The following is a 14941-nucleotide window of genomic DNA, read 5'->3' on the forward strand; positions in this document are numbered from 1 at the left end:
CGTCATCACAGCGGGGGCGCGAGCAGGACGACGGAGTAGCCGACCGCCGTGCGCGTCCCTGGATTCTCATACGAGTGCTTCTGGTCCCCCCGGAAGACGACGACGTCTCCGGGCTTGAGGACGAAGCGCTCACCGCTGGCGACGAGGGCCATCTCCCCGGACTCGCAGGCCAGGTATTCGCGGGTGCCGGGCGTGTGGGGCACGCCGGTGATGCGCACGCCGGAGGGCAGCTCCACGCGGTCGAACTCCATGCCGGGCAGCGGGTCCGGCAGCAGCTTGCGCAACTGCCCCGCACCTCGCATGCGCGTCGTCAGGCTGTCGCGCGGGTAGTGCCGCGCACTGGCCCGAGGCCTCGCCACCAGCTCCTCCAGCGACACCTGGAGCGCCGCCGCCACGCGGTGCAGCACCGACAGCGTGGGGTTGGCGGTGCCCGACTCGAGGTTGGCCCACGTCGCCCGGGGCACTCCCGCGAGCTTGGAGAGCTGGGCCTGCGTGGCGCCCCGCGTCTCCCGCAGGGTCCGGATGTTGCGCGCCAGTCTGCTCGGCAGGTCCTCTTCGTCGATGGCCATGGGTTGGCAATCTGCCAAAGGATTGTCCGAGACGCCATTTCATCAACGCGACGGACGTATCCCTCCAGGCAAGGAGGACATTCCAATGACGCTGACCGGAAAAGCGGTCCTGGTGACGGGAGCGAGTCGGGGGCTGGGGCGAGCCCTCATGGCAGGGTTCGCGAGGCGAGGCGCGCGGGTGGTGGGCGTGGCCCGACACGCCCCGGAGATGGAGGCCGCCGCCGAGTCCCTGAGAGCCGAGGGGCTGGAGGCGCACGGCGTGGCCTATGACGTCGGGGACAAGGAGTCCATCTACCGGCTGGTGGGCGTGGCCACGTCGCTGGTGGGCCCGCTGGACGTGCTGGTGCACAACGCCAGCATCCTGGGCCCCACGCCGCTGCCCCTGCTGCTCGACACCGCGTGCGAGGACTTCCAGCACGTGCTGGAGGTCAACGTGGTGGGCCCCTTCCGGCTCACCAAGGCGGTGGTGGGCAACATGGTGGTGCGAGGGGGCGGGCTGGTGCTGAACATCAGCTCGGACGCGGCCCTCTCCGCGTATCCGCGCTGGGGCTCCTACAGCGTGTCCAAGGGCGCGCTGGAGCACCTGGGCCGCCTCTGGGCCGCGGAGCTGGAGGGCACGGGCGTGCGCTTCCTCAACGTGGACCCGGGGGAGATGGACACGCGCATGCACGCGGACGCCATGCCGGAGGCGGACCGCTCGACGCTGGCCCGGCCGGAGGACGTGGCGGCCCGCATCGTCGCGATGGTGGAGCGCCGCGCGGAGTCGCTGCCCTCGGGCTCCCGCCTGGTGGCGGAGAGTCTGGAGGCCGCATGAAGCCCGCGCGCTGGCCCGTGGACCATCCCGAGGAAGGACGGCTCCTGCACATCGAGCCCCGAGGACGCCGCTTCTCCGACGCCCGCGTGGCGGACCTGCCGTCGCTCCTGCGCGACGGAGACCTGCTGGTGGTGAACGACGCCGCCACGTTCCCCGCCTCGCTCCTGGGGCGCACGGCCTCGGGAGAGCGAGTCGAGCTGCGGCTGGTGTCGCGCGAGGAGGACGGCACCTGGACGGCCGTCCTCTTCGGCGCGGGAGACTGGCGCAAGCGCACCGAGGACCGCCCTCCTCCGCCCGTGCTGCCGGTGGGCACGCGCTTCACCGTCATCGGGTTGCCGGTCCAGGTCGTCGAGGTGCTGCCGCCCTCGCCCCGCCTCCTGCGCGTGGCCTTCGACGAGGACGGCGCCGCGCTCTGGTCCGCGCTGTACCAGGGAGGCCGTCCCGTGCAGTACGCGTACACCGTGGCCCCGCTGTCGCTGTGGCACGTGCAGACGGGCTACGGCGCGCGGCCCTGGGCCACGGAGGCGCCCTCGGCGGGACTGCCCCTCACCTGGAACGTGCTGCTGGCCCTGCGTCGCCGGGGCGTGCGGCTGGCGTCGCTCACGCACGCGGCGGGGTTGTCGTCCACCGGGGACGCGGTGCTGGACGCGGCGCTGCCCCGGCCCGAGCGCTCGGACATCCCCGTGGCCACGGTGGCGCAGGTGGAGGCGACCCGCGCGGCGGGAGGGCGGGTGGTGGCGGTGGGCACCACGGTGGTGCGGGCGTTGGAGGGCCGGGCGGCGATGAACGGCGGGCGACTGGTGGCGGGCGAAGCGGTGACGGACCTCCTGTTGGGGCCGGGCTTCGTGCCCCGCGTGGTGCACGGGCTCCTCACCGGCATGCACGAGCCGGGCAGCAGCCACCACGCGCTGCTCCATGCCTTCGCGCCGTCACTGCTGTTGAAGGAGGCGGCCGCGCACGCGGAGGCGCGCGGCTACCTGGGGCACGAGTTCGGGGACTCGAGCCTGGTGCTGGACGCGTGAGGGCTCACTGGAGCTGATTGGGCTCCAGCTCCACCTTCACCCAGCCCGGCTTGCGCAGGTCGAAGTTGCGGTAGGCGTCCAGCGCGCCGCTCATGGGCTCCACATGCGAGAGGATGGCGGTGGGGTCCACCTCGCCGGTGCGCACCAGCTCCAGCAGCCGGGGGATGTACTTGCGGTGGTTGCAGTTGCCCATCCTCAGCGTGAGGTTCTTGTTCATCGCCATGCCGATGGGGAACGTGCGCACCTGCGCCGGGTAGACGCCGATGATGGACAGCGTGCCCGCCTTGGCGAGCGCCTCCACCGCCCAGGACAGCACCTGCGCGGGCGCGTCGCCGGGCACCCAGTTGTCGCCGTCCGGCTTCGTCTTCGGCGCGGCCTCCTTCGCCTCGCGCTTGAGCTCCGCCTTCTGCGCGCTGGCCTGCTTCGCGGCGGGGCCCGTGTGCGCGTGCTCGGCGTCCACGCCCACCGCGTCGATGGCGCGGTCCACGCCGATGCCGTTGGTGAGGCGCAGGAGCGTCTTCACCGGGTCTTCCTGGTCGAAGTCGATGATTTCCGCGCCCTGGCCGCGCGCCAGCTCCAGCCGGTCCTCATGGCAGTCGATGGCGAAGACGCGGCCGGCGCCGAGCAGCTTCGCGCTGACGATGGCGAACAGCCCCACCGGCCCGCAGCCGAACACCGCCACGGTGTCGCCCGGCTTGATTTCCGCCAGCTCCGCCCCGAAGTAGCCGGTGGGGAAGATGTCGGAGACGAGGATGGCCTGCTCGTCGCTCACGCCCTCTGGAATCTTCACCAGGCCCGCGTGCGCGAAGGGAACGCGCACCTTCTCCGCCTGCATGCCATGGAAGGGGCCCGTCTGCTCCGGCCCGCCGAAGAACGCCGTGCCCGCGGAGGCGCCGTGGGGGTTCGCGTCGTTGCACTGCGAATGGTAGCCGGCGCGGCAGTAGACACAGTTGCCGCAGGCGATGGTGGAGGGGATGACGACGCGGTCGCCCACATTGAAGTTGCGCACGTCGTCGCCGAGCGCCTCGATGTAGCCCACGCCCTCGTGCCCGAGAATGGTGCCCGGCTTCATCCCCGGCATCGTCCCGCGAATCATGTGCAGGTCCGTGCCACAGATGGCGCTCGCCGACAGCTTGACGATGGCATCCGTCGGCTTCTCGATGCGCGGCTCCGCCACGTCGTCGAGCCGGATGTCCCCAATCCCATGGAATACGACGGCCTTCATCGCGCGCTCCTTCCCCCGTGAGGGGCCCTTGCGTCCAAAGTCGAAGAGGCCCGTCTGGTGACGACGGACCCGTGCGATTTTGAGCGTGGGCATCTGGAGCAACGCGGGCAGGGCGCGACGTCTCCTCTGCCGGTCAGCAGGCGGAGCGCCGGGCGACTAGCGGGCGGCGGCCTGATGGACGTGGAAGGAGAGCTTCTTGCCGAAGACGCGGCGGAAGGAGGCCACCTCGTGCTCCGCGTTCCACAATTCCAGGTCCACCGGCTGGCGCGCGTGCAGGTGCAGGGCCACCCCGTCGCGGCCGTTGGTGGCCTTGAAGTCCTTGATGGGCTGGTGGTGGCTGTGGTCCAGCGAGTTGGCCACGCGCAGCAGGGTGGCGAGCTTTCGCACGGTGCGGGCCTCGGCGGGAGTCAGCCCCGCCATGCCCGAGTGGGCCAGCTCCGGAGGACTGCGCCGGTGGTAGCGGGCGACGCGGGCCACCAGCTCTCGCTCGCGGTCCGCGAGGCCGGGGAGGTCCGCGTGGCGGATGAGGTAGTACGTGTGCTTGTGGTGCCGCTCGTAGTTCACCGCATGGCCGATGTCGTGGAGCAGCGCGGCGACTTCCAGGTACGGGCGCACCGACAGCGGCAGCTGGTGCAGGGCGGCCAGGTCGTCGAAGAGCGTCAGCGCGAGCCGTGACACCTGACGCGCGTGCTTCTCGTCGAAGAAGAAGCGCTGGCCCATGGCGATGGCGGCGTCCGCGAGGCTGTGGTCGTCGGGCTGGTGGTGGGCGTCCTGTCGGTAGAGCAGGTCCACGAGGATGCCGTCGCGCAGGCCCCGGTTGACGACGCTGACGGACTCGATGCCCAGGTACTTCGCCACGCCCTCCAGGATGACGGCGCCGGAGACGATGATGTCCGCGCGCTTGGGGTCGAAGCGCTTGCGCCGCCGGTCCGCGGGCATCTGCGCCAGCGTCTCCACCGTCTGGGTGAGCTGGCGCACGGTGGCGTTGCCGCTGCTCTCGCTGGAGGCGAAGGACACCACGGCGTTGATGGTGCCGGACGAGCCGAGCGCCACCCGGGGAAGGAGCGGCAGCTTCTCCGGCAGCGTCTTGCCCAGCACCTCCTGGACGAAGCTTCGCATGATGCGCAGTTGCTTCGTCGTCACGGTGCGCGACGCCTCGAAGACCTCGGTGAGCCGCACCGAGCCCAGCCCCAGGCTCCACAGGTTGTCGGGCTTCTCGCCCACGGCGGTGGCCACCTCGGTGCTGCCTCCGCCAATGTCGATGAGCAGCGAGCGCGTGCCCGGGGGCTTGCGGTGCAGCACGCCCAGGCAGATGAGGCGCGCCTCCTCCTTGCCGCTGACGACCTCCAGGTTGAGGCCGGACTCCTCGCGCACGCGCCGGACGATGTCCGGGCTGTTGCGGGCCTCGCGCAGGGCGCTGGTGGCCACCGCGCGCACCTGGGCCTTGTGGCGACGGCAGAGGGCGGAGTAGCGCCGGAGCGTGGACAAGAGCCGCTCCGCCGTGGCCTCCGGCATGGTGCCGGTGGCGAAGACGCCCTCACCGGGGCGGATGGGGTCGCGCTCCTGGTGGAGTGTCTCGAGCGCCCCGTCGGCGTCCGGCCGGGCGAGCTCCAGTCGCACGGCGTTGGTCCCCACATCGATGGCTGCGAGGACGGGCGGGAGGGCGGGGCGGCGAGTGGGCATGGTTGGACGTGGGACAGTGTAGAGCGCCGTGACGGCTCGCGCAGCACGACATGAGGGGGCTGCGGCCGGGCGGGGGCCTCTTCACGCGCTCGCGTGACGCCAGCGTGACGGCCTCACCGCTTGCGCCGCCGGCCGATGAAGCTGGCGAAGCGCTCCGCGAAGCGCGCCACCGCCAGCCCCACGACGTCCAGCAGCCACCGCTGGAGGCTGGAGCGGCCGCACTGCTCCAGTTGCACGTGTCGCGACAGGGCCACGTGCTTGTCCAGCCACAGGGCCGCCTGCGCCGCCACGCCGGGCTCCTGGGCCTCCACCAGCGTCTCCAGATTCACGAGCGACAGCGGGTCCAGGTTGAAGCTGCCCACCAGCAGCGTCTTCCCATCCACCACCGCCGCCTTGGCGTGCAGCGTGGAGGCGGTCCATTCGTGGATGTTCACCCCCGCGCGCAGGAAGGTGCCGTACAGCCGCATCGTCGCCGCGCGGGCGAAGATGACGTCGCTTCTTCCGGCGAGCAGCAGCGACACCTTCACGCCCCGCCGCGCCGCCCGCGTCAGCGCTCGCACGAAGCCCGTGTCCGGGAGGAAGTACGCGTGCGCGAGGATGACCTCGTGTTTCGCCCCGTCGATGGCGGACAGGTAGCGCTTGCGCAGCCGGTGCCCGCCGCCGATGCCGGACAGGTACAGGCTCACCGCGCCGGACGTCAGCGCCGCCGTGCCCGCGGTCAGCTTCGCGCCCAACTGCCGGCAGATGTCCCCCCGCAGCTCCACCGCCAGGTCCGCCCAGCCGGGCACGTCGCCGTGCGCCGCGTAGGCATCACCGATGTTGATGCCGCCCAGGAACGCCACCGTGTCGTCGACGAGGAGGATTTTGCGGTGGTTGCGCCAGGAGCGGCCCAGGCACAGCGAGGTGAGCGGGTTGTAGACCCGCACCTTCGCGCCCGCGGCCAGCAGCGTCTGCGTGAGGTACTTGCTGGCGCCGATGCTGCCCCAGCCGTCCACCACCACCTTCACCGACACGCCCCGCTTCGCCGCGGCCACCAGCGCGTCCAGGAAGAGCGCGCCCACGCCCTCGCGCTCGAAGGTGTAGACCTCCAGGTGGATGCGGTGCCGGGCGAAGGAGATGGCCTCCAGCATCCGGGGAAACGCCTCCGCGCCCCCATCCAGCAGCGTGCAGTGCTCGCTCGCATGCTCCCGGGAGAACGACGGGGCCAGCGGAGGCACGGGCTGCGGGACGACGGAGGCTTCGGTGCGCATGAGCACACCCACCCTACAACTCTCCCGGGCGGCACGGGACACGCCCCCAGTGACGGCGGGCCTGCCCCACGCGCCGGGACTTCACCCGTCGTGCTTGCGAGCGCCCTTGCCCTTGCCCTTGTGGCGGCACTCGTCGCCATCCCAGTACTGGCTCGGGTGACAGTCCTTGCTGTTGCGCTTGGACTTCTTCGACTTGGGCGGATGCGAGTCGTGCCCGTGGATGTCTCGGTGGACGATGCATCCTCCGAGTGACCAGAGGGCGAGGAGGGGGACGAGGAGACGGAGGTTCATGGGGGAGGGGGGCCGGAATCGGGGGGGAGCCCATGGTCCAGACCCGCCGGCGCCGGGGGTGGCCACGTGAGACATCGACGGTCCGCGTCCAGTTCTGTACCCTTCGCCCGTGCCTGCCGCAGAGAAAGCCGTCCGTCATCGCAAGATTGGCGCGTATCGAGTGCTCGGAGAGCTGGGCCGAGGTGGGATGGCCGTCGTGTATCGCGGCCTCCACGAGATGATTCAGCGCGAGGTCGCCATCAAGGAACTGCTGCCGGAGGGCAAGCGAGACAGGGAAACCTTGTCTCGGTTCCGCCGGGAGTCGCTCGCGCTCGCCGCCTTCCGTCACCAGAACATCGTCACCCTCTACGATTTGGTGGAGAAGAACGACAGCATGTTCATGGTGATGGAGCTGGTGGACGGGCCCACCCTCCACACGCTCATCAAGGAAGGGCCGCTGCCGCCGGACGTCACGGGCGTCATCGCCGCGCGCATCGCCAGCGCGCTGGACCACGCGCACTTCCGCCACATCATCCACCGCGACTTGAAGCCCGCCAACGTCATGCTCACCAAGTCCGGTGACGTGAAGCTGATGGACTTCGGCATCGCCAAGGACGTGGGGCTGGAGGCGCTCACCCAGGCGGGCATGGCGGTGGGCACGCCCTCGTACATGTCCCCGGAGCAGGTGACGGGCGCGCCGCTGGATGGCCGCACCGACATCTTCTCGCTCGGCGTGCTGCTCTATGAGGCCCTCTCCGGCGCCCGGCCCTTCCACGGCAAGACGGCGGGCGAGGTCTTCGCGAAGATTCGCGACGGCAAGTACACGCCGCTCAACAAGGTGGCGCCCAACGTGCCCATGCCCCTGGTGCGCATCATCCAGCGCGCCATGGAGGTGAAGCCGGAGGACCGCTTCCCGGACGCCGCCGCCATGCGCCGCGAGCTGGACGTCTTCCTCGCCCAGGAAGTCCAGGTGTCGCATGCGGGGCTCTTGGTCGCCTTCCTGCGCCACCGCCAGAAGCTGACGGAGACCGAGGCGCAGCAGTTGTTGCGGCCCCAGGAGCTGGACGCGGCGGTGGAGGTCTTCGACACCTCGCGCTCGCGCTCCGGCGGCGCCTTCAAGTGGGCGCTCGTCGCGCTCATCCTCGCCTCGGCGGCGGGGACCGGCCTCTACTTCACCCAGGCGCAGTGGGCGCCGCTCGTTCAGCAACTCACCCGCTGAGGCGGGAGGAGGCAGTCCATGGGACGCATCGTGACTTTCGTGCTGGGTATTGGCGTTCTCGCCGCGGCGGCCTGGTACGTCCTCAACCGCCCGGCGCGCACGGACCCTGAAGCGGCCGCCGCGCGCAAGCTGGAGAACGTGCACAAGGCCGCCGACCGCATCGAGACGGACCTGAACAAGAACGCCGACGCCATCTTCGACAAGGTGGAGTGAGTCGCGAGAGCGCCGTGCGAGCGGCGCTCCCTCCTCCATCCGGCTACTTCTTCTCGTGCGTGACGGTGACGATGGTGCCGATGCCGCCGCGCACGAACCAGTCACCTACCAGCGTCAGCTTGCGCGGCTGGATGGCCTTGATGATGTCGTCGGCGATGGTGTTGGTGACCTTCTCGTGGAAGGCCCCCTCGTTCCGGTACGCCCACATGTAGAGCTTCAGGCTCTTCAGCTCGATGCAGAGCTGGTCGGGGACGTACGTAATCTTGAACCGGGCGAAGTCCGGCTGCCCGGTGAGCGGGCACAGACACGTGAACTCCGGGCAGTCGAACGCGATTTCGTAATCGCGCTCGGGCGCCGGGTTGGGGAAGGTCTGGAGTTCCTTGGTCGGCTGCGAAGGCATGGCGGTGTCGTCTACCACACCATCGCTACGTGTCATCCACGACGTGGCACCCAGCCCTCCAGGCTGCCTCCGGAGGGTTCTGTCGGCCCCTCAACGCGGCGGTCGTCCACCAGCGGGGAATGCGGGGGGCGGGCCGGTTGCGCGCTCGGAGCGGGGTTCATAATCCCGAGCAGGCCCCCCGCCACCTCCCGAGCACATGACGCTTCCCCTCGACGCCGAAGAAGCCTTCTCGTGTCTCCCTCAAGCCCTGGTGCGCGTTGGACCCGATTTATGCGTCCAGTGGTGTGAGGACGGCTTCGCCCGCAAGACGGGAATGACCCTGCGCCCAGGCACCAGCCTCCTGGACGCGCTCGAGCGGGGGAGGAGCCTGGATGCCGTGGAGCTCGCCATCCGCGAGGGTCGCCCGCACACGGGCCATGTCATCACCCGCGCGCTGCACCAGGTGCGAGTGCAGGTGAAGCCGGGCAGGGAGGCGGAGTCCCCTGGCGCCTGGCTGGTGGTGGAGCCCTCCGGGGTGGATGACGAGGGCGCCTTCTCGCTGGCGGTGCGCGAGATTGCCCGGGCCGTGGGTGAGACGCTGGAGGTGGACACCGTCTGCGCGGCGGCCGTCGTGGCGCTGGTGCGCTGCGCCCAGGTGCGGCGCGCGGAGGTCTATCTGTGCGAGGAGGACGGCTCGGAGCTGCGGCGCTCGGCGGTGTCGGACCTGGCGGGGACGGAGTCTCCCGAGGACACGTTCGACCCCGAGGACGACCCGTTCCGACAGGCCATGGCCTTGCGTCAGGCGCAGCTGGGCATCCAGCGGGGGTATGGGGATTCGCTGGGCTCCATCTTCGCGGCGGTGCCGCTGTGCGCGCCGCGCCGGACGGTGGGGCTGTTGCTGCTCTACAAGGAGCAGGGCACGTCCTTCTCCGCCCGGGAGCTGGAGCTGTGGACGGCGGCGGCCAACCAGCTCGCGGTGGCGGTGGAGAACGCGCGCCTCCTGCGCGAAGCGAAGGCGGCGCTCCAGGTGCGCGAGGAGTTCATGTCCATCGCGAGCCACGAGCTGAAGACGCCGCTCACCCCGCTGAAGCTGGGCCTGTACACCATGGAGAAGCGGCTCACCGCGGGGCAGCCGCTGGAGCTGTCCACGGTGCTGAAGTCCAAGCGGCAGGTGGACCGGCTGGCGGGGCTGGTGGATGACCTGCTGGACGCCTCGCGGCTGGACGTCGGGAAGCTGGCGTTGGACCTGGCGCCGCTGGAGGTGGGGCAGCTGGTGGCGGAGGTGGTGGACCACTTCCGCGCGGCTTTCGACAGGCCCTTCGCGGTGGAGGTCCCCCGAGAGCGCGTCTGGGTGCGAGGGGACCGCGACAGGCTGGAGCAGGTGCTGGTGAACCTGCTGGAGAACGCGCACAAGTACAGCCCGCCGGGCGAGCCCATCACCGTGTGCGTGGAGCGGCTCGCGGGGGAGGCGCGCATCCACGTGAGGGACCATGGCATCGGAATCCCCGGCGCGGACCAGTCCCAGGTGTTCCAGCGCTTCTACCGGGCGCGCAACGTGTCGCACCGCAACTTCGGAGGCCTGGGGCTGGGGTTGTTCATCAGCCACTCCATCGCGCGGCTGCACGGGGGCTCGCTGTCGCTGGCGAGCGCGGAGGGCCATGGCAGCACCTTCACGATGAGCCTGCCGCGCATGCCGTCGCACGAGGTGAAGCGGCTGCCCCGGCGGGTGTTGCTGCTCGACGAGGACTCCGCGCAGGAGGCCCTGGCCGAGCGCGTGTTGTGCGCGGAGGGGTTCGAGGTGCTCACGACGCGGGACGGCGCGGAGGCGCTGCGGCGGGCCACGCACCTGCCGGTGGACCTCATCGTGCTGTCCACCTCCGTCACGCATGGGAAGGCGGGGCTGTTCCTGGAGACCTTCGCCACGCTGCCGCGCGCGCGGCCGGTGCCCATCCTCCTGGCTGGCGATGCGCGGCCGTGGTGGGCGCAGGAGGAGACGTCCCTGTGCACGCGGCCGTACGTCGCCGATGAGCTGGTGGCGCGCGTGCGCAACGTGCTCACGCAGGAGCGGCGCAGGCCCTCCGGGGGGACGCCCGCCGTGGGCGATTCGCCGCCGCACGTGGGCTTCGGCCCCCGAATCTAGGCGCGCGCGGCGAAGAGGCCGTCAGCTCGCGGGCGTGAGGACCCGGTAGTCCACGGGGGTGATTCCCAGGCGCGACAGGGTCTCCCGGGCACGAGGGTTCTGGAAGGTGGCCAGCTCCACCTCGCGCTGCGCGCCGTAGCCGCTCTTCACCGTCTCCGGCCGGTAGCCCGGGTGGCACATCAACTCGATGATGCCCTCGGAGGGCAGCGACACCAGCTCCGCCTCCAGGCGCTCCAGCGTCCAGTACGCATCCGAGCCCGTGTCGCCCAGGAAGTGGGTGTTGGTGGGGATGCCCTGCGCCTTGAGCGCGTGGCGCATGATGGAGTCGATGGAGCGCACCGGCAGCTTCATCTCCCGCGCGACGCGGGACAGTCCCTCCAGCACGGTGGGCTGCAGGTGCAGGTGCATGTGCACGTCCACATGTGTCGCGGGACGCCCCGTCAGCGCCGTGAAGCGCTCGAGCTGCGCGCGGGTCTCCGCCTCCACGACTTCGGCGGGCATGCTGGCGGCGCGCGACTCCACGAAGTTCCCATTGGCGCCGAGCAGCTCGCGCGGGAAGTCGCTCCACACCGGAGTGCCCCGGGCCAGGTTCAGGTGCAGTCCCAGCGACAGGCCCTCGGCTTCGTGGGCGGAGGCCTCGGAGAACGGGGTGTTCACCAGGAGGGAGGCCGACGAGACGATGCCGTCGCGCATGGCCTGGAGGATGCCTCGGGTGACGGCGGGGTCATACCCCAGGTCGTCGGCGTTGATGATGAGGGCGCGTGTGCTCACGAAGAACTCTCCTGCGCTTCAGGGCCGAGGCCGGGTTTGGAAGAAGCGCCAGGCCTCGAGCGTGGCGTTCAGGTCCTGCGTGGGGTTGCCCGCGCTGACCGGACTGCCAGGCCAGGTGTGTCCGCCGCCCCGCACGGTGCAGAGCGACGCGGTGGCGTTCTCCGGAGAACATCCGGTGAAGGCGCTACAAGTGCTGTCTCCCTGGCGGTACGTCTCCACCACCGCGCCGCCGCAGCCATTGCGCTCCGCCTGGCTCCGGACGGAGTCCTCGGCCGAGGGGTAGGCGCGGCCGAAGGGGATGTTGTTGCCACCCTCGTAGAGGATGACGGTGTCCGCCGTGCCATGGATATGCAGCACGGGCACCGGGCGGGAGGGGCGGCACCCATTCAGGGGCGACATTCCGGAGACGGGCGCCACGGCGGCGAAGCGCCCCGCGCGCTCACAGGCCAGCCGGTAGGAGAAGAAGCCGCCGTTGGAGAAGCCCGTGGCGAAGGTGCGGCGCGGGTCCACGCACACGCGGGTGTCCAGGTCCGCCAGGAGCGCGTCCACGAAGCCCACGTCGTCGATGTTGGACAGCTGGGCCGTCCCGCAGCACGCCCCCGCGTTCCAGCCCCGGGTGTTGTCTCGCGGGGGGGCGGTGCCGCCGGAAATCTCCTGGGCGCTCAGCCCGCGCGGGTACACGACGAGGAAGCCCTCCGTGTCCGCGAGCGTCGACAGGCCCGTCTGGACCTCCAACTGCTCGGGGTTCGAGCCAAAGCCATGGAAGGCCACCACGGTGGGCGTGGGCCGCGTGGCGTCGTAGCCGGGGGGCACGTGGACGCGGTAGGTCCGCGCCCGTCCGGCGTGGCTCACTGTCCATTCGTGGGTGCCGGGCCCTTCTGAGAGTCCGGTGCAGGACGCGCGCTCCGGGACGGAGGGCTCCTCGTTGGAGGGCTCCGGGCCGGTGTCGCCCGGGTCTTCCGGGCGCGAGGCAAGGGAGGATGAACAGCCGAGCGCCCCCAGGATGAGGGCGACGAGCACGAGGCGCATGGGCGGGAAGCTAATTCCCCGCCTTGCACTCTGCCGCGAGGACGTTCGCCCGTTCGGGGAATCGTTCCTCCAGCGTACGCTTCACCTCGGCGACGGCCGTCTCATTGCCACCATGGGCATGGAGCTGGCATCGCGCCGCCAGGGCCCGAGGGTCCTCCGGGGCCAGCCTGTCCGCCTCCCGATAGGCGCGCTCGGCGCCCGTGCTGTCGCCCTGACGGAAGAGGACGGCCCCCAGGTAGTAGTGGGCCACGGCCAGCTTGCCGTCCTTGCGCAGCGCGCGCTTGAGCAGCGCGGCGGCCTCGTCCACGCGCTCCTGCCGGAAGCGCACGAAGCCGAGCTCCGCCAGGCTGGCCGCGTCGTCATGCTCCCGCGTCCAGGCGGACAGCACCGAGGCGGCCTCGTCCAGCCGGCCATTCTGCGACAGCATCCGCCCGTAGCGAGGCGCCACCCGCGCCACGCCTGGCTTCTGGGCGTACGCCTTCGCCAGCGCCGCCACCGCGCCGGGCAGGTCGCCCTGGCGCTCGCGCAGGTCCGCCAGCATCAGCGAGGGGCGCAGGTCCTTGGGCGCCAGCGTGAGGGCCTCGTCCAATGCCCGCTCGGCCCGCTTGCCCCGGTTCAGCTCCGTCGCCGCCCGGGCCGCGAGCAGGTGCGCCTCCACGTCCTTCGGAAAGCGCGCGACGTAGGCCTCCGCCAGCTCCAGCGCCTTGAAGTGTGCGCCCGCGGTCAGCAGCACCGTCCCCGCCTGGGCCAGCTCCTCGGCGGTGGCGCGAGTGTCCTCGCCCAGGCCGGAGAGCAGTGAAACCTTCGCGGTGGGCGCGTCGGCGGCCTGTGCCTTCGCCAGCCGCTCCGTCGGAGACGACTCCGTGCGCGTCAGGTACCACGTGCCTCCGGCGCCGAGCGCCGCGAGTCCGAGCACTCCGCCCAGGACGAGACCCCACCGCGAGCGGCGTCGAGGGCCGCCCTGGGTGATGCCGGAGTCGTTGCGAGTGGGCGGCGTCGAGTCCGTCGGGTTGCGCGCGGGAGGCGTCGAGTCCGTCGGGGAGGCAGGTCGAGACGGCGGCACCACGCCCGGAGAGCTGGCGCGGAAGCCGGTGACGGTGGCGGCCTCGGTGGAGCCCGGGGACGTGGGCGTGGGCGGGCGCACGGAGTCCGGGGGCTCGCCGCCGTGGAGGGTGGCGCCCACGTCGGGCAGGAAGACCTTGGGCCACGCGGCCGGCACCGTCATGGCGTTGTGGGGCGCGGCGTTGGGGTCGAAGGCGCGAGGAATCGGCGGCGTGCCGCCATGGGACGGGTCGGCCATCCGCGCGCGGCGCAGGGCCTGTCGCTTCGGGTCCCGGTCCGGCGGGAAGAGGGTGTCCACGTACGCGGCCACCTGCTCTCCGGTGGCGACCTCGGCCTGGCCTCCAATGGCCTCGATGGCGTCGATGAAGGACTCGAGGCTGTCGAAGCGCGCGGCCGGGTCTCTCTGGAGCGCGGTGAGGCACACCAATTCCAGCGCGGCGGGCACGGACGGGTCGAACGCGGTGGGAGGCCGGGCGCGCCCCTCCGCGATGCGGCCCAGCACCTCCTCGGCCGTCATGCCGGTGAAGGGCCTGCGGCCACAGAGTTGCTCGTACAACATGACGCCCGCGGCGAAGAGGTCCGCGCGGTGGTCCACCGGCTTGCCGGCGATCATCTCCGGCGACATGTAGAAGAACTTGCCCTTGAGGACGCCGGGCTCCGTGCCCGCACCGAGCGCGTCCGCCTTGGCGATGCCGAAGTCGATGACCTTCACCGCGCCATTCACACCCACATGGATGTTGTCCGGGGTGAAGTCGCGGTGGACGATGCGCAGCGGCCGCCCCGCTTCGTCCACGGCGCGGTGGGCCGCGTCCAGGCCCCGGCAGGCCTCCACCAGCACGCGCAGGGTGATGCCCAGCGGCACGCGCTGGCCCCGCTCCGCGGCCTCCTGGCGCAGCTCCGCGAAGGAGCGGCCCTCCAGCAATTCCATCGCGATGAAGGGCTCGGTGCCCTCCATGCCCAGCTCGAGGATGGAGACGACGTTGGGGTGGCGCACCTGCGCGGTGATGCGCGCCTCGTTGAGGAACATCTGCACCACGCGCCGGTCCGAGGCCAGGTGCGGCATCAGCCGCTTCACCGCCACCGCGGGCCCGCGCGCGCCGTCATCCTCGAAGCGGCGCCCCAGGTACACCTCGGCCATGCCGCCCGTCGCGATACGCGCGGACAGCCGATAGCGACCGACCCAATAGGTGTTCGGACCCGACTCCAAGATGGCGCCAGTCTATGTGCAGAGCCGCCCCGCGTCCCCCCTCAGAAGTTCGAGGGGGGAAGCCTGCCCGTCTCCGTCCCGAACTCGG

The 14941-nt window shown here is 71.2% G+C and carries 14 protein-coding genes; 5 read left to right on the forward strand and 9 right to left on the reverse strand.

The window, feature by feature from the left end; genetic code table 11:
* Nucleotides 1-5 precede the first annotated feature (5 nt).
* The gene (locus HUA74_RS34525) at nucleotides 6-563 is read right to left on the reverse strand and encodes a helix-turn-helix domain-containing protein (protein ID WP_141649036.1); all 558 of its coding nucleotides are present in this window, start codon (nucleotides 561-563) and stop codon (nucleotides 6-8) included.
* A 91-nt stretch (nucleotides 564-654) separates the two neighbouring features.
* On the opposite strand from HUA74_RS34525, the gene HUA74_RS34530 reads away from it, so the two are divergent.
* Complete coding sequence (locus HUA74_RS34530; protein WP_174457954.1) at nucleotides 655-1383, forward strand: SDR family oxidoreductase; 729 nt, start codon at nucleotides 655-657, stop codon at nucleotides 1381-1383.
* Nucleotides 1380-2405 (forward strand): S-adenosylmethionine:tRNA ribosyltransferase-isomerase, encoded by a 1026-nt coding sequence (locus HUA74_RS34535; protein ID WP_174457955.1) that lies wholly within the window; start codon nucleotides 1380-1382, stop codon nucleotides 2403-2405. The genes HUA74_RS34530 and HUA74_RS34535 overlap by 4 nt, the downstream gene beginning before the upstream one ends.
* A 4-nt stretch (nucleotides 2406-2409) precedes the next feature.
* On the opposite strand, the gene HUA74_RS34540 is transcribed toward HUA74_RS34535, so the two are convergent.
* From HUA74_RS34540 to HUA74_RS34555, 4 genes are all read right to left on the reverse strand, one after another.
* Nucleotides 2410-3630: a zinc-dependent alcohol dehydrogenase gene (locus tag HUA74_RS34540; RefSeq protein WP_174457956.1), complete on the reverse strand. Its 1221-nt coding sequence runs from the start codon at nucleotides 3628-3630 to the stop codon at nucleotides 2410-2412.
* A gap of 156 nt (nucleotides 3631-3786) precedes the next feature.
* On the reverse strand, nucleotides 3787-5313 hold the full coding sequence (locus HUA74_RS34545) for a Ppx/GppA phosphatase family protein (RefSeq protein ID WP_174457957.1): 1527 nt from the start codon (nucleotides 5311-5313) through the stop codon (nucleotides 3787-3789).
* A 113-nt stretch (nucleotides 5314-5426) separates the two neighbouring features.
* Nucleotides 5427-6563, reverse strand: a complete 1137-nt coding sequence (locus HUA74_RS34550; protein ID WP_141649498.1) for a phosphatidylserine/phosphatidylglycerophosphate/cardiolipin synthase family protein — start codon at nucleotides 6561-6563, stop codon at nucleotides 5427-5429.
* Between the two features lie 81 nt (nucleotides 6564-6644).
* A complete protein-coding gene (locus HUA74_RS34555; RefSeq protein ID WP_141649499.1) occupies nucleotides 6645-6854 on the reverse strand; it encodes a hypothetical protein in 210 nt (69 codons plus the stop codon).
* Between the two features lie 187 nt (nucleotides 6855-7041).
* Between HUA74_RS34555 and HUA74_RS34560 the strand changes: the two genes are divergently transcribed.
* Both HUA74_RS34560 and HUA74_RS34565 read left to right on the forward strand, forming a co-directional pair.
* Complete coding sequence (locus HUA74_RS34560; RefSeq protein ID WP_246137526.1) at nucleotides 7042-8052, forward strand: serine/threonine-protein kinase; 1011 nt, start codon at nucleotides 7042-7044, stop codon at nucleotides 8050-8052.
* Between the two features lie 18 nt (nucleotides 8053-8070).
* Nucleotides 8071-8265 carry a hypothetical protein gene (locus tag HUA74_RS34565; protein WP_141646097.1) on the forward strand — a complete coding sequence of 65 codons (195 nt, stop codon included), beginning with the start codon at nucleotides 8071-8073 and terminating at the stop codon, nucleotides 8263-8265.
* Between the two features lie 43 nt (nucleotides 8266-8308).
* On the opposite strand, the gene queF is transcribed toward HUA74_RS34565, so the two are convergent.
* On the reverse strand, nucleotides 8309-8665 hold the full coding sequence (queF, locus tag HUA74_RS34570) for a preQ(1) synthase (RefSeq protein ID WP_141646096.1): 357 nt from the start codon (nucleotides 8663-8665) through the stop codon (nucleotides 8309-8311).
* 196 nt (nucleotides 8666-8861) lie between these two features.
* Between queF and HUA74_RS34575 the strand changes: the two genes are divergently transcribed.
* Nucleotides 8862-10784 carry a hybrid sensor histidine kinase/response regulator gene (locus tag HUA74_RS34575; protein ID WP_174457959.1) on the forward strand — a complete coding sequence of 641 codons (1923 nt, stop codon included), beginning with the start codon at nucleotides 8862-8864 and terminating at the stop codon, nucleotides 10782-10784.
* Nucleotides 10785-10805: 21 nt separating this feature from the next.
* On the opposite strand, the gene HUA74_RS34580 is transcribed toward HUA74_RS34575, so the two are convergent.
* Genes HUA74_RS34580 through HUA74_RS34590 form a run of 3 tightly spaced genes read right to left on the reverse strand, consistent with a single transcriptional unit; the run spans nucleotide 10806 to nucleotide 14784 of the window.
* Nucleotides 10806-11555: a ChbG/HpnK family deacetylase gene (locus HUA74_RS34580; protein ID WP_174457960.1), complete on the reverse strand. Its 750-nt coding sequence runs from the start codon at nucleotides 11553-11555 to the stop codon at nucleotides 10806-10808.
* A gap of 18 nt (nucleotides 11556-11573) precedes the next feature.
* Entirely contained in the window at nucleotides 11574-12584 is a 1011-nt protein-coding gene (locus tag HUA74_RS34585) for a PHB depolymerase family esterase (RefSeq protein WP_174457961.1), read from the reverse strand.
* A 10-nt stretch (nucleotides 12585-12594) separates the two neighbouring features.
* Entirely contained in the window at nucleotides 12595-14784 is a 2190-nt protein-coding gene (locus HUA74_RS34590; protein WP_254614233.1) for a protein kinase, read from the reverse strand.
* Between the last annotated feature and the right edge of the window lie 157 nt (nucleotides 14785-14941).

Source organism: Myxococcus sp. CA051A, assembly GCF_013336705.1.
Classification (GTDB): domain Bacteria; phylum Myxococcota; class Myxococcia; order Myxococcales; family Myxococcaceae; genus Myxococcus; species Myxococcus llanfairpwllgwyngyllgogerychwyrndrobwllllantysiliogogogochensis.